Source organism: Halomonas bluephagenesis, from assembly GCF_054790765.1.
Window position 1 is genome coordinate 3456034 of sequence record NZ_CP133631.1, and the last position, 19669, is coordinate 3475702.

At 53.1% G+C, this 19669-nt stretch carries 20 protein-coding genes; 12 read left to right on the forward strand and 8 right to left on the reverse strand.

Annotation, left to right across the window (positions count from 1 at the left end):
• Positions 1–18 precede the first annotated feature (18 nt).
• Positions 19–480 (reverse strand): flavodoxin family protein, encoded by a 462-nt coding sequence (locus REH51_RS15715; protein ID WP_009724942.1) that lies wholly within the window; start codon positions 478–480, stop codon positions 19–21.
• 72 nt (positions 481–552) lie between these two features.
• On the opposite strand from REH51_RS15715, the gene REH51_RS15720 reads away from it, so the two are divergent.
• The 11 genes from REH51_RS15720 to REH51_RS15770 all read left to right on the forward strand — a co-directional run bounded on the left by REH51_RS15720 (position 553) and on the right by REH51_RS15770 (position 9566).
• On the forward strand, positions 553–927 hold the full coding sequence (locus REH51_RS15720) for a thiol-disulfide oxidoreductase DCC family protein (RefSeq protein ID WP_009724943.1): 375 nt from the start codon (positions 553–555) through the stop codon (positions 925–927).
• A gap of 28 nt (positions 928–955) precedes the next feature.
• On the forward strand, positions 956–1510 hold the full coding sequence (locus REH51_RS15725; RefSeq protein WP_498936275.1) for a hypothetical protein: 555 nt from the start codon (positions 956–958) through the stop codon (positions 1508–1510).
• A 69-nt stretch (positions 1511–1579) separates the two neighbouring features.
• Entirely contained in the window at positions 1580–2056 is a 477-nt protein-coding gene (locus tag REH51_RS15730) for a YbhB/YbcL family Raf kinase inhibitor-like protein (protein WP_009724945.1), read from the forward strand.
• Between the two features lie 88 nt (positions 2057–2144).
• Entirely contained in the window at positions 2145–2486 is a 342-nt protein-coding gene (locus REH51_RS15735; protein ID WP_009724946.1) for a zinc ribbon domain-containing protein YjdM, read from the forward strand.
• A gap of 290 nt (positions 2487–2776) precedes the next feature.
• Entirely contained in the window at positions 2777–3235 is a 459-nt protein-coding gene (locus tag REH51_RS15740) for an SUF system Fe-S cluster assembly regulator (protein WP_009724947.1), read from the forward strand.
• A gap of 62 nt (positions 3236–3297) precedes the next feature.
• Positions 3298–4740 (forward strand): Fe-S cluster assembly protein SufB, encoded by a 1443-nt coding sequence (sufB, locus tag REH51_RS15745; protein WP_498936277.1) that lies wholly within the window; start codon positions 3298–3300, stop codon positions 4738–4740.
• 73 nt (positions 4741–4813) lie between these two features.
• Positions 4814–5563 carry a Fe-S cluster assembly ATPase SufC gene (gene sufC, locus REH51_RS15750; protein ID WP_009724949.1) on the forward strand — a complete coding sequence of 250 codons (750 nt, stop codon included), beginning with the start codon at positions 4814–4816 and terminating at the stop codon, positions 5561–5563.
• Positions 5560–6900 (forward strand): Fe-S cluster assembly protein SufD, encoded by a 1341-nt coding sequence (sufD, locus tag REH51_RS15755; RefSeq protein ID WP_009724950.1) that lies wholly within the window; start codon positions 5560–5562, stop codon positions 6898–6900. The genes sufC and sufD overlap by 4 nt, the downstream gene beginning before the upstream one ends.
• Before the next feature lie 31 nt (positions 6901–6931).
• Positions 6932–8197, forward strand: coding sequence for an aminotransferase class V-fold PLP-dependent enzyme (locus tag REH51_RS15760; protein ID WP_009724951.1), 1266 nt, complete (start codon positions 6932–6934; stop codon positions 8195–8197).
• A gap of 22 nt (positions 8198–8219) precedes the next feature.
• Positions 8220–8789, forward strand: coding sequence for a putative Fe-S cluster assembly protein SufT (sufT, locus tag REH51_RS15765; protein WP_009724952.1), 570 nt, complete (start codon positions 8220–8222; stop codon positions 8787–8789).
• Positions 8790–8807: 18 nt separating this feature from the next.
• On the forward strand, positions 8808–9566 hold the full coding sequence (locus tag REH51_RS15770; RefSeq protein ID WP_009724953.1) for a SanA/YdcF family protein: 759 nt from the start codon (positions 8808–8810) through the stop codon (positions 9564–9566).
• Between the two features lie 19 nt (positions 9567–9585).
• Here the strand turns inward: REH51_RS15770 and REH51_RS15775 are convergent, their stop codons facing one another.
• The 4 genes from REH51_RS15775 to REH51_RS15790 all read right to left on the reverse strand — a co-directional run bounded on the left by REH51_RS15775 (position 9586) and on the right by REH51_RS15790 (position 12652).
• On the reverse strand, positions 9586–10032 hold the full coding sequence (locus REH51_RS15775; RefSeq protein ID WP_498936279.1) for a hypothetical protein: 447 nt from the start codon (positions 10030–10032) through the stop codon (positions 9586–9588).
• 87 nt (positions 10033–10119) lie between these two features.
• On the reverse strand, positions 10120–11028 hold the full coding sequence (gene rimK, locus REH51_RS15780) for a 30S ribosomal protein S6--L-glutamate ligase (RefSeq protein WP_009724955.1): 909 nt from the start codon (positions 11026–11028) through the stop codon (positions 10120–10122).
• A 40-nt stretch (positions 11029–11068) separates the two neighbouring features.
• Entirely contained in the window at positions 11069–11509 is a 441-nt protein-coding gene (locus tag REH51_RS15785; RefSeq protein ID WP_009724956.1) for an ATP-dependent zinc protease family protein, read from the reverse strand.
• Positions 11510–11599: 90 nt separating this feature from the next.
• Positions 11600–12652, reverse strand: a complete 1053-nt coding sequence (locus tag REH51_RS15790; protein ID WP_009724957.1) for a DUF3549 family protein — start codon at positions 12650–12652, stop codon at positions 11600–11602.
• Positions 12653–12937: 285 nt separating this feature from the next.
• Here REH51_RS15790 and REH51_RS15795 point away from each other — a divergent pair, with 285 nt between their 5' ends.
• Entirely contained in the window at positions 12938–13270 is a 333-nt protein-coding gene (locus tag REH51_RS15795; protein ID WP_009724958.1) for a YqcC family protein, read from the forward strand.
• Between the two features lie 135 nt (positions 13271–13405).
• Here REH51_RS15795 and REH51_RS15800 read toward each other — a convergent pair whose 3' ends face one another.
• From REH51_RS15800 to putA, 3 genes are all read right to left on the reverse strand, one after another.
• Positions 13406–14032 carry an OmpW/AlkL family protein gene (locus REH51_RS15800; RefSeq protein ID WP_009724959.1) on the reverse strand — a complete coding sequence of 209 codons (627 nt, stop codon included), beginning with the start codon at positions 14030–14032 and terminating at the stop codon, positions 13406–13408.
• A 280-nt stretch (positions 14033–14312) separates the two neighbouring features.
• A complete protein-coding gene (gene putP, locus REH51_RS15805) occupies positions 14313–15803 on the reverse strand; it encodes a sodium/proline symporter PutP (RefSeq protein ID WP_009724960.1) in 1491 nt (496 codons plus the stop codon).
• A gap of 147 nt (positions 15804–15950) precedes the next feature.
• Positions 15951–19616 carry a bifunctional proline dehydrogenase/L-glutamate gamma-semialdehyde dehydrogenase PutA gene (putA, locus tag REH51_RS15810; RefSeq protein WP_498936281.1) on the reverse strand — a complete coding sequence of 1222 codons (3666 nt, stop codon included), beginning with the start codon at positions 19614–19616 and terminating at the stop codon, positions 15951–15953.
• Between the last annotated feature and the right edge of the window lie 53 nt (positions 19617–19669).

The window sequence follows — 19669 nt, forward strand, 5'->3', positions numbered from 1 at the left end:
TTTTCACGACTACTCACATCAGATGATGCCTGCTTCCAGGCTAGCGGCTATGGACAGCCCTAGCTCCTCACATTGGTCGATGAACCCTGTTTGGAAATCACCCCTGCAGATAAGTGGGTCTTGCACCAATCTCCAGCGCAATCCCTTGGTGATACACTCAATTGCTCGGCGAGTGCCGGTTCCGTCGTGGCCAGCTCGAATATAAAAGGCAAAAGGCAGTCCCTCGTTTTTATCCAGGCATGGGTAATAGCACCGGTCGAAGACATCCTTCATCAGGCCTGCCATATATCCTAAATTTTCAGTCGTCCCCAAAATGATGGCATCGGCGGCGTTAATGTCTTCGGGGTGTGTTTCGAGTGGGGGGAGAGAGAACACTTCCACATTCTCTATGTCGGGGTGAGAAGCGCCATTGATAACGGCTTCGAGCATTTTTTGAGTGTTCTTAGAAGGTGCGTGAGCAATGATGAGTAGACGTTTCATGAAAAAGCCTGCTGAGTTGCGTCGCCTAGAGGAAGTGCCACACTATTAAGTACAGCCTTAACGAGAGCCTATATGTCTGATAACACCCCAATCAACGTCTTTTACGATGCGGTTTGCCCTGGCTGCCGCAAAGATCGTCGTCGTTTTGAGCGTTGGGCTGGCAGGCATGGTCATTCCATTGTGTGGTGCGATGTCACTGAGCATCAGCAGCTATTACGAGACAAAGGAGTGGCGCCAGAAGCCGCTTTACGCTCGCTGCATATCGAAAAAGTCGATGGCACTGTTATCGAAGGCATTGATGCCTATCGTGTGTTGATAGCGCGTATTCCATTTCTGGCGCCTATTGCATGGCTGATTGGCCTGCCAGGCATTAAAAACGCGTTACGCTGGTATTATGACCGTTGGGTAAAGCAACGTCTTAAGCGGGAAGGGCGTTGGTCTGAATAGATGTGGACATCGATATAGGGAATTTATCATGAAGCAACGAGCTCCTTGGCTACTGTGGGCAGGCGCAATGGGTGTCATATTAGCTGGATGCGCCGGTCAGCCAACCGCCTCTCAAACACCGGATAACACCGCTCAAGCGGTGTCGCCTAGCATGGCTCAGGTATCCCCAGGAGCGCAGTCTGGTAACGTTACTAACCGCCAGGTAACCGACTGGGTGCCGCCACTGTTAACTAGCCCAGAAGAGAAGGCGGCCTACTATGTTAGCCGATTAGCAGACAGGCGTTTTGTTTCGCAATATGGAGGGCAAGACAATCCGCGCGTTTGGTATATTGCGGCAGAGCGGCTAGGCGAAATTGGCTTGCCCGCCGTCCCTTTGCTGTTTGCGCGTCTAAATACGACCGATGACTATGAGTTGATGTTAGCCCTGTATGCCCTTCAGCTGGCCACTCAAGATCCGCTTTTAATGGCGAGAACGCGAGGTGACTATATACAGTTGCCCACAGTGTTAGATTCGGCTGCGAATGCAGGCAATGTAAGCATTGCAAATGAGTGGTGGCAGCGGCATTCCGCTAAACTGAATTAATGTTGACTTCTTATCGCTATTCGACAAGGCTAAAAATGTTTTTTTGTTTTGTCCCTATAGGAGAGCAGCATGGCATTTGCACTATCCTCTATGCATGTGACTAGCAGCGCGTTTCTCAACCATCAATCTATTCCTACTAAGCACACCGGCGAAGGCGAAGATGTTTCGCCTGCCTTAACCTGGGAAGGTGTGCCAAAAGGCACCAAGGGATTTGCAGTAATTTGTCACGACCCTGATGCACCATTGGTAAAAGAAGGAAGTTACGGGTTTGTCCACTGGGTGCTCTATAACCTTCCTGGTGATATTCAGGAGCTGGCTGAAAAGACGCCGTTAGGTACGACGGGAGTAAATGACAAAGGAAGTAATGGTTATTGTGGACCGATGCCGCCAGAAGGACATGGCAACCATCTTTACTATTTTTGGGTGTTAGCGTTGGATCATCAAACCTCACTACCTGAAGGGTTAACGCTTCAAGAGTTGCTCAATGAAGTTGAGCCACACCTGCTGGGTATGAACCGACTAGTAGGCATCTATCAGCGTGGTTAAGACACCAATTCTGGACATTTTGCAGAACCCGTGTAGGCTCCATCGCTTTCTAAATCCTGTGAATTAGATTGATGTGATGGAGCCTGTTATGAGTGATCTACCCAATTGTCCTGCCTGTGCCTCTGAATTTACCTACGATGATGGTATCCAGTATGTCTGCCCGGAATGCGGCAACGAATGGTCAAAAGTAGCAGAAGAGGGCGCTGAAGAGGCTGGCTCTGGGATTCGTGATGCTAACGGTAATATGCTGGCTGACGGCGATAGCGTTACCGTCATAAAAGACCTCAAAGTCAAAGGCAGCTCATTGGTGGTTAAAGTAGGCACCAAAGTTAAAAATATCCGTTTAGTGGATGGCGATCACGATATTGATTGTAAAATCGACGGTATTGGTCCCATGAAGCTTAAATCGGAGTTTGTCAAAAAAGCATAGCGATTCAAAGAAATAGCGCACCTTCACCACAATGTACTGCTCTGTCTATGTCTAGTCCCAAAAGCCTGCGAAATTCTCGCAGGCTTTTTTCGTTAAGCACTTTGAGAGTTTTGTTGATAGTTTTTTCAAATGATAATGATTGTTGTTTTTGATGCTATCAGAGCCGAACGTGCTGTTATTTTGCATAAATTGATAACGATTTTGCTCTAGGGCTTCACATCAAATTTATACAGGACTAAAATGGTACCAATTAACGGGTAAGCCAACTGTAACGGCGAACGGGAGTCAACATGCTCAAGCTTTCTCGGCTGACAGATTATGCCGCTGTAGTGATGGCGCAAATTGCTCGCCATCCACAGGCGTCACATGCGGCGGCTGATTTGGCTGAAGCGGTGCAGCTGCCTCACCCCACTGTCAGTAAGACGCTGAAGATGCTGGTAAAAGCTGGGCTTCTGGAGTCGCAGCGTGGTGTTCAGGGTGGTTATCGCTTGGCGCGACCGGCATCACACATTACCGCAGCCGATATTATTGCTGCTATTGAGGGGCCAGTAGCGATGACTGAATGCAGCCAAGCTGAAGGCGAGTGTGATTTAGCAGCTACTTGCGGTGTCGCGGACAACTGGCAGCGCGTATCGCTGGCGATTCGCACGCTACTTGAAAGCGTCACGCTGGCCCATTTGGCCGACACGACCCCTATCAAATTACCCGTACAGTTACCGATTCAAAGCATCAGCCTGGCATCAGCTTAGGCAGTGCTATCCCTATTGACGGCGAGCTAACCTCGCCACCCAACTGCCCGGAGGGTATCACCATGGCAAGCGAAGAAATGGAACAGTTGGTTCGTCGCGAATATAAAGATGGTTTTGTAACCGATATAGAAAGCGACACCCTGCCACCTGGCTTGGATGAAAACACCATCGCCTTTATCTCTAATAAGAAAGGTGAGCCGGAATGGATGCTGGAGTGGCGCCTAGATGCCTATCGTCAGTGGTTGAAAATGAAAGAGCCGTCCTGGGCGCATCTTGATTATCCGCCAATTGATTATCAATCAATCTCTTATTTCAGTGCGCCAAAGCGCCCTGAAGATCGCCCTCAGAGTCTGGATGAAGTTGATCCTAAGCTTCTCGAAACATATGAAAAGCTTGGTATTCCTTTGCATGAGCGTGCAGCGCTTGCAGGCGTGGCGGTTGATGCCGTATTTGACTCAGTATCGGTGACGACCACCTTTAAAAAGGAGCTGGGCGAAGCAGGCGTTATTTTCTGCTCGATTTCTGAAGCAATCCGCGATTATCCAGAACTCATCAAGCAGTATTTAGGTACCGTCGTTCCCGTTGCTGACAACTATTTCGCCGCGTTGAACTCGGCAGTATTCACTGATGGTTCATTTGTATTTGTTCCTGAGGGCGTGACTTGCCCAATGGAGCTATCGACCTATTTCCGTATTAACGCGGCTAACACAGGTCAGTTCGAGCGTACCTTGATTATCTGTGAGAGCCGTGCCCAGGTGTCTTATTTGGAAGGTTGTACGGCGCCAATGCGTGATGAAAATCAGCTTCACGCAGCAGTCGTAGAACTCGTTGCCCTGGACGACGCCTACATTAAGTACTCCACCGTGCAGAACTGGTATCCCGGTGATGAAAACGGTAAAGGCGGTATTTACAACTTCGTTACCAAGCGTGGCGACTGTCGTGGTGATCGTTCACGCATTAGCTGGACTCAGGTAGAAACCGGCTCAGCGATTACCTGGAAATACCCTTCCTGTGTACTGCGTGGCAAAGACAGCATCGGGGAGTTCTACTCCGTGGCGGTTACCAACGGCCGTCAGCAGGCCGACACCGGTACCAAAATGATCCACATTGGTGAAGGTACTCGCTCCTATATTGTTTCCAAAGGCATTTCAGCGGGTAAGAGCGATCAATCCTACCGTGGTCTGGTTAAAATTGGCCCCCGTGCCAAAGGGGCGCGTAATTTTACCCAGTGTGACTCGTTGCTAATTGGCGATAAGTGCGGTGCGCACACGTTCCCCTACCAAGAAATCGGTAACAGCACCGCCACGATTGAGCATGAAGCCACCACGTCTAAGATCGGTGAAGATCAGCTGTTCTACTGCCAAAGCCGCGGGATTTCTGAAGAAGATGCGGTCAGCATGATTGTTAACGGCTTCTGTAAAGACGTTTTCCAAGACCTGCCGATGGAGTTCGCGGTAGAAGCCGAAGCGCTTCTGAGCGTGACGTTGGAAGGGGCGGTGGGCTAATAGCTCCGACACTTTACAATTTATCTTATTGGCGTCGCGCCAGCGATTCGCAAGCATTTAAAAGGTTATCACTATGTTGCAAGTTAACGATTTACACGTCACCGTCGACGGCAAAGAAATTTTGAAAGGCTTAACGCTTACCATCAAAGCAGGTGAAGTGCATGCCATCATGGGCCCCAACGGCGCGGGTAAATCTACCTTGTCGGCCGTTATCGCCGGTAAAGATGGTTACGAGGTGACCCAAGGCAGCATTACCTTTGAAGGCCAGGACGTTCTCGAAATGGAAATCGAAGAGCGCGCCCAAGCAGGCCTGCTACTTGGCTTCCAGTACCCGGTGGAAATCCCTGGGGTCAAAAATATCTACTTGCTGAAGGCCGCCCTCAATGCCCAGCGTGTAGCGCGCGGTGAAGCAGAAATGCCCGCCCCTGAGTTTATGAAGCTGGTAAAAGAGAAGTTGGGCTTTATGAAGATGGATGCCAGCTTCCTGCAGCGTGCTGTCAATGAAGGTTTTTCGGGCGGTGAGAAAAAGCGTAACGAAATTCTTCAGATGCTGGTGCTTCAGCCTAAGCTTGCCATGCTCGATGAAATTGATTCCGGCCTTGATATTGATGCCATGAAAGTTGTCTCAGATGGCGTTAATAGCCTGCGCGCTGAAGATCGCGCCATTTTACTGGTCACTCACTATCAGCGCCTGCTGGACTACATCGTGCCGGATAAGGTGCACGTTTTAGTTGATGGCCGCATTGTGAAGAGCGGCGACGCTGAGCTTGCTAAAGAGCTGGAAGCCAACGGCTATGAAGGCATTGAGGAGTCTGCGGCATGAGCGATACGCAAACGTTTTTGGACACGCTAACAGCGCGTAGCCAACAGCGCGGTGCGGAACCCACCTGGATTGCGGCTCGCCGCCAAGCGGGAGCTGCACGCTTTGAAGCCATGGGGTTTCCTACTCGCCGCGATGAAGAGTGGAAATACACCGACGTACGTACGATTGCCCAGGGAAACTTTGCGCTGGCTGAAAATGCGGACTTTTCTCAGGCGCAAGCGGCCGCACTTACATTGCCGTTGGATGCGTATCGGCTAACGTTTGTAGATGGTGTATTCTCTGCAGCACTCTCGGACTTAGAAGCACTGCCAAGTAGCGTTCAGGTGATGCCGCTCTCTAAGGCGCTGGCTGATAACCACGAAGCTGTGGGTGGGCCACTGGGGCGCCTGACGGGGGTTGATTTCTCCCCGTTCGCAGCGCTGAACACCGCGTTTATGGAAGAGGGTGCTGTGGTGCGCATCGCGCCGGGTACCGTTGTGGAAAAACCCATTCTACTGCAGTTTATGTCTCGTGCAGGCACGCCAGTGATGTGCCATCCGCGCATCTTGGTAGAAGCAGCAGGGCGCAGCGAAGCGACGTTGATTGAGCACTATGTCGGTGAAACCGAGGCGGCTAACTTTACCAACGTGGTTGCCGAGCTGATGCTTGATCGCGGAGCGATCTTGAATCACTACAAACTGCAAGAAGCGCCCTTGGGCGACATGCATGTCGCCAGTATTCATGTTGAACAGAGCCGAGATAGCCGCTATAGCTCCTACAATCTGAATTTGGGTGGTGCGCTGGTGCGCAACGACCTTATTAGTGACCTGAACGGCCAAGGAGCGGAAACCAATTTCTATGGCTTGTTCTTCGGCCAGGGGCGCCAGCATATAGATAACCACACCAAGGTTAATCACAATGCGCCGCTGACGTTCTCAAATGAGAATTACAAAGGCATTTTGGATGACCGCGCTCATGGCGTCTTTAACGGCAAAGTGTACGTTAAGCGCGATAGTCAGAAGATCGAAGGTTTTCAAAGTAACCAAAACTTATTGCTTTCCGATCGCGCGCGTATCGATGCCAAGCCTGAGCTCGAAATTTATGCTGATGACGTGAAGTGCTCTCATGGCACCACCACGGGACAGTTGGATGAAGATGCGATCTACGCGTTACGTACCCGCGGTATCGACAAAGCGACCGCGCGTGGCCTGTTAACGCTTGCATTTGCTGGTGAGGTGCTTGAGCAGGTAGCGCTTGATGTGATTGCCGAACGGGTAGAGTTGGCGGTGGCGGGGAAGCTGCCGGAACGTTTCAACCTCGCTGGATTGGTAGAAGCGGCGGCTGCGCTTAACGACTAACGCACTCAACGATTAGGCCAAGGAGTCATCGATGCCCCATAGCGTGATTGAGAAACCCACCGTGCTCGCACCCACAACGTTTAACGTCGAGGCGCTGCGCAACGATTTCCCGATACTAAAACGGGAAGTGCACGGAAAGCCGTTGGTATATTTAGATAATGCCGCGACAAGCCAGACGCCCCAACAGGTTATTGACGTGTTCAGCGACTATTATTCGCGCTATAACGCCAATATCCACCGGGGCCTGCACACGTTGTCAGATGAAGCGACAGCAGCGTTTGAAGCCACACGGCATCGCGTTAAGGCGTTTCTCAATGCGGAAGATGCGCGTCAGATTATCTTTACGCGGGGCACAACTGAAGCGATTAATTTGGTGGTTCAAAGCTGGGGACGCCAACAGCTTGCTGCTGGCGATGAAGTGCTAATTTCAATGCTGGAGCACCACTCCAACATTGTGCCTTGGCAGCTGTTGGCGGCTGAAATTGGCTTTACCATCAAGGTCATTCCCGTTGAGGCCAATGGGGCGCTAGATATGACGGCGTATCGCGCGCTGCTCAGCGAGCGCACTAAACTGGTGGCGGTTAATCATGTCTCTAATGCGCTGGGCACTATTAACCCAGTAAAAGAGATGGCAACGCTTGCCCATCAGCACGGTGCGCTTATTCTGGTGGATGGCGCCCAGGCAACACCGCACCAGCAGGTTGACGTTCAGGAGATCGATGCTGATTTCTATGCGTTCTCTGGGCATAAAATTTATGGCCCTACTGGTGTTGGTGTGCTTTACGGTAAGCAGGCCTTATTAGAAGCGATGCCGCCTTGGCAGGGTGGTGGCGAGATGATTAAAACGGTCTCTTTTGACGTCGGTACCACCTTTGCGGAACTTCCCCATAAATTCGAGGCTGGCACTCCTGCCATTGCTGAGGTGATTGCTCTGGGCCGCGCTATTGAGTGGCTAGAGGGTGTTGGTGTAGAGGCAATCGGTGCTTGGGAAGCCGTACTGCTGGAACATGCCACCGCAGCGGTGAGTCAGATAGATGGCCTGCGCATTCTCGGCACTGCGCCGCATAAAGCCGGGGTGCTGTCGTTTGTGGTCGATGGTGCTCATTCTCAGGACATCGGGCTGCTGATTGATCAGCTAGGCGTAGCTATTCGTACCGGGCATCACTGCGCGCAACCGCTGTTACATCATTTTGGCGTAGATGCCACGTGTCGTGCATCATTTGCGGCGTATAATACGCTGGAAGAGATAGATACGTTCGTTGCGGCGCTCAACCGTGTGATTGGCATGGTACGTTAAGGGCCGTCATTTAAGGACAGTTATGGATATTGAGCAAGTGGCCAGCCTTGAACGTGGTCAAAAACTGCCGCTTCAGCGTGATGTCGACGCCATTGCAATTCCGTTTGGAAAGACGGAGACACTGGCCGAAGATAGCGTTGTCAGCGTGATGCAAGCGAAGGGAAGCTCGGTAAGTGTTGGCTTTGAAGGTCGGCTTTTCCTTATTGAAGGGCGTAATTTAGATGCATTAGGGCTCGAACCATTGCCGCGCCCAACATTGCCCGAAAGTGCCAGCGATGCAGAGATTGAGCAGTTTGTTTGGGAGCAGTTGCGCACCTGTTTTGATCCCGAAATACCGGTTAATATTGTTGATCTAGGACTGGTCTATGGTTGCCGTCTTGAGCGCTTGATCAGTGGCGAGCGAATGGTCACTATTCGTATGACGCTGACAGCACCAGGCTGTGGAATGGGCGATGTCATTGCAGCGGATGCGCGTAATAAAATTCTAGGCGCACCTCAGATCAACAAGGTACATACTGACATTGTCTTCAGCCCGCCCTGGAGCCGTGACATGATGAGCGACGAAGCCAAGCTTGAGCTCGGCATGTTTTAACCCCTGCTGGGGAGCTGGATGCGCAGCCTGCTATTACGTTACATAAAGCGTTTTTTAATGTCGCTTGGAGCATTGATGCTGCTGGCGACATTGCTGTTTATAGTTGGTAATTTTTGGGTGGTTGCCAGTACGGCGCGCTATATTGATGACAGTTTTGCCGAGTGTCGCCCTACTGATGTGGCGATCGTCTTTGGCACCTCTAACTGGACCCGCAGCGGCTTTCGAAACCCTCACTTTCACGCCCGTATGCGTACCTCTGCGCGTCTGATTGCTGATAAGCGGGTTCGCCATCTACTAATCTCTGGGGATAATCGCACACAGGCCTATAACGAACCTCGCGCCATGTGGCGTGATCTTTATCGGCGCGGTGTGCCAGCAGAGCAACTCACCATGGATTTTGCTGGATTCAGCACTTACGACACACTTGTGCGAGCCAGAGATGTCTTTCAGCTAGATAAGGCGTTGCTGGTTACTCAGAGTTGGCATCTTCCCCGCGCGGTTTTTATTGGTCGCGCATTAGGAATGGAGGTGACTGGCTGTGTAGCGGAAGAGGAGTCTGCTGCTGGTGAGTGGCGTTTGAGAATTCGCGAATGGGTTGCGCGGGTTGCTACTTTGGGTGATCTATATATCTGGGGAAGAGAGCCGTACTTTTTAGGCTCTCCAGAACCTATCGAATTAAAAGATGCTAATAGCAATTTTAGCGAAGCATCTCGTCCATCTTTTAACCTTGATGCTTACTATTACACTGCGAGATTGGTGCAGCCGCCACAAGAGTAGGCGGCGGGTAGTCGATAGATCAGCGGTGCGTTTTGCGCTTTTGTAAGCTATATAATTCGCGTATTAACTTACGGCAACCTTGCATGCATTCTTCCACCACAGGCTCGATGGGATCGGGCAGGGGGTGGGTGAACAGCGTTGAAAGGGCCTGCATCAGTACACGCTCTTGTTCCAACAGCTCATTGATTAATACCTGACTATCATTGCCCACAAAGCTTTTTAAACGGCTCCATAGCCATAAAAAGTCGTCACGCTCTACGTCAGCATCCGGGGGCAGCATTTTTAAGTGCGCACGGGCTAACTCTTGAAGTTTACGCATCTGTTTTAACCGCTCTGTGTAGTGCGGTTTCAGTGCGTCACGCAGCGTGGGTCGCAGGCGTTCAATATTGTCCTGGAAATAATCAATGCTATCGGCCAGCGCTTCCAGCACGCTGTCCATCGCCACTTGGCGATTGTCGAGAAACATGAGCGTCTACCTCCTTCGGTGACGCAGATTGTGGGGGGGGCAGCGCTAATTTGCCACCCCTAAAGCGGATTATTTTTGCATTCAGCCTTAGCCTTTAGGCTTGGGTGGTGCTTTACGCACTGGCATGGCATTTTTTTCGATATGTTCGATGATCATACCAGCAATATCTTTACCGGTTGCATTCTCAATACCTTGTAACCCAGGCGATGAGTTTACCTCCATAATCACCGGCCCATGGTTAGAGCGCAGTAAGTCGACACCTGCAACGCGGAGCCCCATGGCTTTTGCCGCTCGAATAGCAGTTGAGCGCTCTTCCGGTGTAATTCGAATGACGCTGGCGGTGCCACCACGGTGCAAGTTCGAGCGAAACTCTCCTTCGGCAGCCTGACGCTTCATGGAGGCGACCACTTTATCGCCAATCACCAGGCAGCGTATATCAGCACCACGAGCTTCTTTTATGTACTCCTGCACCATAATATTGGTCTTCATGCCCATAAAGGCTTGAATAACCGACTCAGCTGCTTGGTTAGTTTCGGCAAGTACAACACCGATACCTTGTGTACCTTCCAGCAGCTTGATCACTAACGGTGCTCCTTTGACCATGGTGATAAGGTCAGGAATATCGTCAGGAGAGTGGGCGAAACCCGTGATTGGCAAGCCCAGTCCTTTCCGAGAGAGAAGCTGTAACGAGCGCAGCTTATCCCGCGAACGAGTGATGGCAACAGAGTCGTTTATGACGTAGGTGCCCATCATTTCAAATTGACGCAGTACGGCGCAGCCATAAAATGTAACCGATGCCCCAATACGTGGGATGACAGCATCGAAGGGCTCAATTTCAGCGCCCTTGTAATGAATCGACGGATGGTGGGAGGCGATGCTCATATAGCAGCGCAGCGTGTCTACCACGCGAGCGGTGTGCCCACGCTGCTCGGCGGCCTCAATAAGGCGACGAGTAGAGTATAGATTGCGATTGCGCGAAAGCAGGGCAATATGCATGCAGGGCTCCGGGGCCAAAAAAAGTGGCTAATAAGTTAGTTTAAGGCTCGCCGTGCAAAAATGCAGCTCCAGGCGCTATAAGCAAGCGCCGCATAGCGCGGCGCCCAAGCAGCATGGGGTGGCGCATATTGCTACGGTCAGTCAGGGTTAGTTCAACCGGAAAATTAAGTTCACCCAATTGCATCGGGGTGCGAATAACATAGCGCCACTCACTGTGCCCATTAGAACTGGTAACGCGCCGCCTGTCGTGCAAATGGAGCTGATAGCGGTGAGCAGGCGTTTGTGGGCCGCCACTGTGGGTAATAAAACTGACCCACAGTTGCCCATCTTCATCTTCATGGGTGTCAATCTCTTCTGCATGCAAAGCAGAGGTGCGCGCGCCAGTATCGGCTTTGCAGCAAAGGTGAAGCCCTAATTCAGGTAACGTCACCATTTCACGGCGGCCGATGACTGCTTTGGCCTGATAGGGTAATTCCTTCACGGCTTACTCCTGGCAAATATATCCATACAATGAAACAAGCAAAATAGCGAAACAAATCAATTAATCGCTAAGCGTTGCACGAAAGAGGGCTTACTTTCTAGCTTGGGACATTATTGCACTTAGTCGCTGCTGTATAGCAGAGCCTGGCGGTGCGTCACGTAGTGTCAGCATAACGGGTAGGCGAAGTCTGGGAATCAGTGCAAGGTCACGTACCACCGCATTAAAATTGGTACGTTTGTCTTCTGCCAAACGCTGTAGAAAAAGCGGCAAACGATCAGCGTCTTCTAACAGTAACCACCCGCGGCCCGCGATGGCGGCGACAATGTCTGGGCCGCAAGCAGCAGGGTCATCTAATAGGCTTGAATACCATTCACCAACACTCGCTGACGGTGTGCTGCCCACGGCGCGAACACAGGCGCACAGGGTTTCCATATCGGCATCGCTGGCTGCCTGTTCACCTCGCGCCCGCAGTGCACTTACCAGTGGCTCTGCAAGCGGCCTATGCTCCAGGCAATAGCACAGCGAGTGAGCGACATTAGTAGGCAAGTGGGGCAGACGTAGCGCTAGCGCTTCTGATGTCTGTAGATCAAGGCGCACCACGTAATCAGCGATGCCCTGTAATCCCAAAGCTTGCCAGTCAATAGTCTGCTGACCGCTAAGATATGCTTCTACAGGCTCTAGGTGTTGACTAGCGGCTAGCCTTAATGCATGGGTGGCTTGAGCATTAAGCATTGCCTGAAAGGTAACATCAGGCGAAAAAGCGAGCGGATTATCCTTCATTAGATGATCCACGTCTGCAGTTTCTGTCTGTCCCAGCGGTTTATTTTCCACTTGCGCAACATTTCGCCCAAGGGTTTCGAGCAAGCGATTAATAAAACCGTCCCGCTGAGCGGGCGAGAGCATGCCCTGTTCGTCTAGCGGCAGCGCTAAAAACCAAATGGCTGGTTCAGGCATGTCACCCATACGAAATACTACGCCAAGTCGTGCCTGTTGCTGCCAGGGCTCTGGCCAAGCAATTTCACCACTTTCGAATGTACGCAGCGTTTCTCGTGGGCAAGCTGTCACCCGCCGCCCCATATGGTAAAGGGAAACGTCTGCGCCGCTACGTGTAAAAAACTCATCAAGTGTCTGGATTGGTTGCATGACATCCTTCCGCATTTCAAGCCTGCACTCTACCTTGCTGATGTGCCACTGTCAGCCGCAAACGCTGATTAATCCGTGCTTTATTGTCAAAGTGGTTAAAAATTGCACAACATGGTGTAACCCGCATGAGAGTAACAGTAGCGACATCTTTCCATAGTTTATCCACAGCCTCTTGCAGGTTTTCTGTGAATCTGTGAATAACGCACAAATACCGCTAGGCGGTTGGCAACTTACCCACTGTGCTGGGATAATAGTGGCTTACTGATCTAAATGAAAAAGGTGTGTATGAGCGTCCATCAACAGCTTCAAACCGCGCTTCTTGAGCTTGAAGCCACTATGAAGGCCGCTAACTTATGGCGTATGCCAACGCCTGAGGTTTCTGCATTTGATAGCCAGCAACCCTTCTGTATCGACACTATGTCGCTGCCCCAGTGGATTCGTTTTGTCTTTATCGCTCGACTAAATGCACTGATTGATGCCCAGGCCGCTATGCCTGCCAAGTGCGATGTAGCACCGGCAGTGGCTGCTTACCTAATGCAGGAAAAGGTTCGTGCTAGTGACCAGCTATTGGTCGTTCGAGCCGTCGAAAGGATTGATCAGCTTGTTTCTGATAACTAGATCACGATAATGCCCTGCCGTTCCTAGCATGATGATAGCTTCAGCAAAGACAATGCCCAGCACCGCAAGCAGCGGTACTGGGCATTTTTCATGTGATTACACGGCCTGCAAGCCGTTTTCACAGGGGGAGTGGTATTAGAAGCGGTAGCTTAAGCCTGCCATAACCACCATGGGATCAATCTCCACCGTGCCGGCAGCAGCACCGTTAACGGTCGCGTCAGTATCGATATCGATGTACCACGCTGCTGCGTTAAGTGCCCAGTTCTCATCAATAAGCAAATCGATACCCACTTGGGCAGCGGCGCCCCAAGAGTCGTCCAGCTCCAACTCTCCAATAGCGAGCTCTTCATCAGAGAAAATGGTGTAGTTAATACCTGCGCCGACATAAGGCTGTACGCGCGCCTCAGTGCCACCTAATGGGTAGTACTGGAGCGTCAGCGTGGGGGGAAGGTGTTTGGTAGAGGCGAGATTGTCACCGTTCAGCGCAATGTCGTGCTTAAACGGGAGGGCCGCCAATAACTCGATGCCCATCTTGTCATGAAAGCGATAGCCTAAAGTAAACGCGAAATCGGTTTTATCCTGAACATCAACCGCGAACGCGCCGCCAGCTAATGAACCGTTGTCGTTTTTCGGTTCAACTTTTGCAACACCTACACGAGTGAAGAAATCACCAGCGCCGTAAGCTAGAACTTGGCTGCTTGCCATCAATGTGGCTGCTGCAAGTCCAGTGGCAAGCAGTGTTGAAAGAGAGTTATGGCGCATAGCATCGCTCCTGACCATTAATGTGAGTCTTTACAGTGAGTGGTTAACGTGAACCGTCGTTCGATATGATTGCGAACCGTGTAGAGAGTGTATCGGGTAGAAGAGGGGAGGTTATTGACCTGGGGCAAAGAGTGGAGCCCGTCGTTAATTAATGGGCTTATAAAAGAGGCTATCTGAACTGAAAAAGACCTTCCCGCGGAACGGGAAGGTCTTAATGATCAACTGATTCTTTGACTAGTTCAATTCACGCATTCATGTTGAGTGCGAGATTGACGCTCGTCTAGCGATCAATATGCTGATATTCACCAGAATCGGTAGTCATGTTGCTCACCACTAGGATGGCAATGAAGGACGCGATGAAGCCAGGAATGATCTCGTACACACCAGGGCCACCCATGAACTCACCGTTCCAGCCCAGTGAGATCCAGATCATAACGGTAAGAGCACCTACCACCATGCCTGCGATCGCACCATTGCCATTCGTACGTGGCCACATTAGCGACAGAATGATCAACGGCCCAAACGCCGCACCGAAGCCTGCCCAAGCATTACTGACCAGCCCCAGTACCTGAGAATTTTCGTCAGATGCAATGACAGCGGCCACAATGCCCACCAGGACCACGCAGACACGGCCTACGGCGACACACTGCACCTCAGTTGCGTTTTTGTGTAGGAACAGACGATAGAAATCTTCAGTCAGTGATGAAGATGCCACTAGAAGCTGGCTGGAAACGGTACTCATAACCGCAGCCAGTAGCGCCGCGTAGAGGAAGCCGGTAATCAACGGATGGAACAGCAGATTCGCCAGGATAATAAATATTGTTTCCGGGTCCTGGACATCTAGGCCATTGCGGATTGCATAGGCCCGACCAAAGATACCCAGAGAAACGGCACCAATCAGGGAGATAAGCATCCAGCCCATACCAATGTTGCGGGCAATAGGTACATCCTTGAGCGTCCGAATAGCCATGAAGCGCACGATAATGTGCGGCTGTCCGAAATAACCCAGACCCCAGGTAACCGCAGAAAGCCACCCGATAAAGGTTAGCCCCGATGTCCAGGATAGCAGGGTAGGGTCGACCTCATTCAGCGTCTGTGAGGCTTGGGAAAAGCCGCCGCCACCTTCACCAAAGAGTACCACCGCTGGCATGATCACCAGTGCCAGCATCATGATGCAGCCTTGCACGAAATCGGTCATGCTCACAGCCAGGAAACCGCCAACAACAGTGTAAATAAGCACCACGCCCAGGGTGATCATGACACCCATGGCGTAGTTGCTCATGTCGCCGAAGTTGTAAATGCCGGAAAACGCACTTTCAAACAACTTACCGCCAGCCACTAAGCCTGATGCCGTGTAGACCGCAAAAAAGATCACGATGACAATAGCGGAGACTGTCCGCAGTGACATTGACCGCGTTGGGAAGCGGTTTGCCAGGAAAGCCGGAATGGTAATCGCATTGCCATAGTGAACGGTCTGTTCACGCAGGCGCGGAGCAACCAGAATCCAGTTGAATAACGCCCCTACAAGCAAGCCAATGCCGATCCAGGCTGACCCCAAGCCAGATACAAACATTGCGCCGGGTAAACCTAGCAGCAACCATCCGCTCATATCCGAAGCACCCGCCGATAGGGCTGCCACTTTCGGGCTGAGGGTACGGCCACCCAGCATGTAATCTTCGGATGAAGAGGTAGATTTGCGCATCGCATAAATACCAATGCCGACCATGAGCGCAAAGTACGCAATGAGACTGATCCAAACACCTATAGCCATGTAACTTCTCCAATTATTCAGGACGGAGCAAGCTCCGACAGGTTAGCGCGCTTTCCGTTAAGGAGACGCCAGTGCTGGCCGTCTCCCTAGAGCTCGTTGCTTATCTACGTTCAGTGGCGCAATGAGCCGTCGATAAAGCTAGCGGGCCTATTCGGCCGTTGCCAACAGACTGGCGTTGCCGCCCGCTGCGGTCGTATCGATGCACAGATGGCGTTCCACCACATAGCGGTCTGGTGAAATAGTCTGGGTCTCGAGCGGTACGATGGCACCGTCGCGCTTGGCGAGTGCAAGCCGCAGTTCATAGGTCCAGTCACTTTTCCCTGCCGCGGCTACCGCTGCAATATCTTTAACTTCGCTCAGCGTCTCGGCTGTGATGCTTCCATCGAGTCCAACCACCGGCGCTCCAGCATCGATCAGCGGCTGAACGGCTTGAACTGCACCTGGCGCGATCACGATTGCCGAGCAGCCCGCGCCAAGCGCCTGTACTGCTTGGGCAGCGGCGATATCCAGCGTTGGCCCAAGGCAGAGAACCGCTCCCTTCGGATACATCGCCAAGCGGTTGCTTTCCCCTGTGGGGCCAGGAAGTGTCTGCGGCGTCATGTCGAGGGCCGCTGTCTCATTTAGCGCTCTGCGGACCACACCTCCTTTACCGGAAAGCGACTTGCGTAGCACCTCGACCCGGTTGGGTCGCGCTGCCCAGTTACGCGCATCCAGCCCGTCTAGGGCTGATTGGAGATCACCGAGTGACACGGTTTTTCCCTCAGGCTTTTCGTGGCGTTCGGCAGCGGAAGTGCGGCGGAAGCGAGTGACATAGAGCGGGCCACCGGCCTTGGGGCCGGTGCCGGAGAGGCCTTCGCCACCGAACGGCTGAGAGCCGACAATGGCACCGATCTGGTTACGGTTAACATAAACATTGCCGACATGGATACGCTCGACGATCTGCTGCACGCGGTCGTCGATACGGGTATGCAGGCCGAAGGTCAGCCCATAACCCTTGCCGTTGATGGAGTCGACTACTTTGTCGATATCTCGCGCTTTGAAGGTGGCCACGTGTAGAACTGGGCCGAAGATTTCGCGCTCGAGATCTTCAATGCCCCCGACCTCAATCACCGCCGGGGTGACAAATGTGCCAGTTTCCGGCGCGGATAGCTTCTTCAGCACTTTGCCGGCCTTCTCGTGTACCGCCACATAGTCGCTTATCTCGGCTTGGGCGTCGGCGTCGATCACCGGTGAGACATCAGTGTCAGTATTCCAGGGGTCGCCGATGGTGAGCGAGTCCATTGCGCCATAAAGCATGTTGAGCAATCGGTCGCGAGCCTCTTCCTGCACATACAGCATCCGTAGCGCTGAACAGCGCTGGCCGGCTGATTGGAAGGAGGAAATCAGGATATCGCGCACTGCCTGCTCTGTCAGCGCTGTGGAGTCCACGATCATGGAGTTGAGCCCGCCAGTCTCGGCGATCAAGACGGCATCGGGCCCCGCGTTTTGCGCCAGAGCCTTGTGGATAATCTGTGCCACAGGGGTCGAGCCAGTGAAGCAGACACCAGCAATGCGGGGATCGCTGGTCAGTGGGCCGCCCACTGTCGGTCCGTCGCCAGGCAACAGTTGCAGCGCCGCTTCCGGCAGGCCAGCCTCACGCATCAGCTCGACGGCGCGGGCGGCGATCAGGGGCGTTTGCTCGGCGGGCTGGGCAAGTCCCGCGTTCCCAGCCACTAAGGCGGCAGCGATCTGTCCAGTGGTGATGGCCAGCGGAAAGTTCCACGGGCTGATACAGACGAAGATGCCGCGGGCGCTGCCGGGTTCTTCCGCTCCCAGCCGCTCGCCTTCATTGGCGTAGTAACGCAGGAAATCTACTGCTTCGCGTACTTCGGCAATGCCATCGAACATCATCTTGCCGGCTTCGCGGGTGGTGATCACGGTCAGCTCAGCGATGTGTTCTTCGTAAAGATCGGCGGTACGACGCAGCACTTGGGCACGCTCGGCCACGGGACGCGCTGACCACTCGCGAAAACCCTCTTCAGCGGCGTCAAGAGCGGCGGCTACCTCTTCAGGAGTGGCCTCATGTACCTTGCCGATCACGCGCGAGCTGTCGGCGGGGGAGACTGCGTCGCGAGCCGGGCCCTGGGGGGCCGGGTTCCCCGCTAGCATGGGGCCTGCCGTCCAAGTCTTGTCGGCAAAGGCTTCACGCGCATCGAGCAGTGGTAGGACTGAGGCAGGCTCATTGATACGGTAGCCCTTGGAGTTCTTGCGATCGGGCGCGAATAGCTCGCCGGGCTGGCGGATTAACGGACTTGAGATGGTATCGCCAAGCTGCTGGAAACCGTCTACTGGATCCCTTGATACTTCGCTTGGGGGAATCGAACTATCCACCACTTGATTGACGAACGAAGAGTTTGCACCGTTCTCCAGCAGGCGGCGTACCAAGTAGGCTAGCAGGTCGCGGTGCGCGCCAACCGGGGCGTAGATGCGGCAATGCGTGCCTTCCGACTGTTTGACAATGTGGTGCAGCGATTCGCCCATGCCATGCAGGCGCTGAAACTCGTAGCTGTCCTTGTCGTCCCCCGCCATGGCGGCTACTGCAGCGCAGGTGTGAGCGTTGTGAGTGGCGAACTGCGGATAGATGCGGTCACGCCGGTCGAGTAGCATCTGGGCGCAGGCCATGTAGCTGACATCTGTATTAACCTTGCGGGTGAAAACCGGGAAGGTTTTTACGCCCATCTCTTGGGACAGCTTGATCTCGGTATCCCAGTAGGCGCCTTTGACCAAGCGCACCATGATCTTACGGTTGAACCGCTCGGCAAGCTCGTAGAGTGTCTCGATTACCGGCGCGGCGCGGCGCCCGTAGGCTTGTACAACGACCCCGAAGCCATCCCATCCATCCAGGCTGGGGTCAGACATCAGTGCCTCGATTACGTCGAGCGACAGGTCTAACCGGTCCTGCTCTTCGGCGTCGATATTGAAACCGATATTGGCTTTGGCCGCTTGCTGCACCAGTTCCAACGCACGTGGTACTAGTTCCGCCATCACCGTGTCGCGGTGGGTGTATTCATAACGCGGATGCAGGGCTGAGAGCTTCACTGAAATGCCGGGGCTCCCACGGACGTCGCCTTTGGCCTGCTTGGCGATCGCGGTGATCGCCTTGGCATAAGCCTCGTGATAGCGGACGGCATCTTCGTCTGTGCGCGCCGCCTCGCCCAGCATGTCGTAGGAGTAGGTGTAGCCTTGCTTCTCAAGTTCGCGGGCATTCTTCATGCCCTCTTCGATGGTCTGACCGAGTACGAATTGACGGCCAAGAATCTTCATCGACTGACCAACGGCCTTACGTACCACCGGCTCGCCCATGCGGCGCACTAGGCCGCGTAGCGCCCGTGTCGGGCCTTTAGGATCTTCTTCCAGCACCTTGCCGGTCAGCAACAGCGCCCAGGTCGAGGCGTTAACCATCGATGAGGATGATTTGCCCAGGTGTGCGCCCCAATCGGACGGCTCGATTTTATCGTGAATCAGGTCGTCGATGGTTTCCGCATCAGGCACGCGTAGCAGAGCTTCTGCAAGGCACATCAGACCGACGCCCTCGGTGGTAGAGAGTCCGTACTCAGCGAGGAACGCCTCCATCATCGAGGGTGATCTTTCCTTGCGCACACGCTCCACGTAGTTGGCACCGACGGCAGCTACCTTGCGGCGATCGTCTTCTGACAGCTTGATACGCTCGATCAGTTCATGCAGCACCGCTGCTTCATCGGCGTCATAGTTGGTGCGGATGCGCGAGCGTAGATCACTCACGTCGCTATGCAAATGAAGATTGGCTTTGTTCATAATGGGTCTCTCCTCGCTAGTCGACACGTAGCGTTGATGTGTCGGCTTAGATG

What these genes read in the sequence shown, in the direction of transcription:
- REH51_RS15790 (WP_009724957.1), bottom strand. Translation starts at nt 12,652, where the DNA reads ATGCAACCAATCCAGACACTTGATGAGTTTTTTACACGTAGCGGCGCA.
- REH51_RS15730 (WP_009724945.1), top strand. Translation starts at nt 1,580, where the DNA reads ATGGCATTTGCACTATCCTCTATGCATGTGACTAGCAGCGCGTTTCTC.
- putP (WP_009724960.1), bottom strand. Translation starts at nt 15,803, where the DNA reads ATGGCTATAGGTGTTTGGATCAGTCTCATTGCGTACTTTGCGCTCATG.
- REH51_RS15795 (WP_009724958.1), top strand. Translation starts at nt 12,938, where the DNA reads ATGAGCGTCCATCAACAGCTTCAAACCGCGCTTCTTGAGCTTGAAGCC.
- REH51_RS15720 (WP_009724943.1), top strand. Translation starts at nt 553, where the DNA reads ATGTCTGATAACACCCCAATCAACGTCTTTTACGATGCGGTTTGCCCT.
- REH51_RS15735 (WP_009724946.1), top strand. Translation starts at nt 2,145, where the DNA reads ATGAGTGATCTACCCAATTGTCCTGCCTGTGCCTCTGAATTTACCTAC.
- sufB (WP_498936277.1), top strand. Translation starts at nt 3,298, where the DNA reads ATGGCAAGCGAAGAAATGGAACAGTTGGTTCGTCGCGAATATAAAGAT.
- REH51_RS15715 (WP_009724942.1), bottom strand. Translation starts at nt 480, where the DNA reads ATGAAACGTCTACTCATCATTGCTCACGCACCTTCTAAGAACACTCAA.
- REH51_RS15770 (WP_009724953.1), top strand. Translation starts at nt 8,808, where the DNA reads ATGCGCAGCCTGCTATTACGTTACATAAAGCGTTTTTTAATGTCGCTT.
- sufD (WP_009724950.1), top strand. Translation starts at nt 5,560, where the DNA reads ATGAGCGATACGCAAACGTTTTTGGACACGCTAACAGCGCGTAGCCAA.
- putA (WP_498936281.1), bottom strand. Translation starts at nt 19,616, where the DNA reads ATGAACAAAGCCAATCTTCATTTGCATAGCGACGTGAGTGATCTACGC.
- REH51_RS15760 (WP_009724951.1), top strand. Translation starts at nt 6,932, where the DNA reads ATGCCCCATAGCGTGATTGAGAAACCCACCGTGCTCGCACCCACAACG.
- REH51_RS15775 (WP_498936279.1), bottom strand. Translation starts at nt 10,032, where the DNA reads ATGTTTCTCGACAATCGCCAAGTGGCGATGGACAGCGTGCTGGAAGCG.
- rimK (WP_009724955.1), bottom strand. Translation starts at nt 11,028, where the DNA reads ATGCATATTGCCCTGCTTTCGCGCAATCGCAATCTATACTCTACTCGT.
- sufC (WP_009724949.1), top strand. Translation starts at nt 4,814, where the DNA reads ATGTTGCAAGTTAACGATTTACACGTCACCGTCGACGGCAAAGAAATT.
- sufT (WP_009724952.1), top strand. Translation starts at nt 8,220, where the DNA reads ATGGATATTGAGCAAGTGGCCAGCCTTGAACGTGGTCAAAAACTGCCG.
- REH51_RS15740 (WP_009724947.1), top strand. Translation starts at nt 2,777, where the DNA reads ATGCTCAAGCTTTCTCGGCTGACAGATTATGCCGCTGTAGTGATGGCG.
- REH51_RS15800 (WP_009724959.1), bottom strand. Translation starts at nt 14,032, where the DNA reads ATGCGCCATAACTCTCTTTCAACACTGCTTGCCACTGGACTTGCAGCA.
- REH51_RS15725 (WP_498936275.1), top strand. Translation starts at nt 956, where the DNA reads ATGAAGCAACGAGCTCCTTGGCTACTGTGGGCAGGCGCAATGGGTGTC.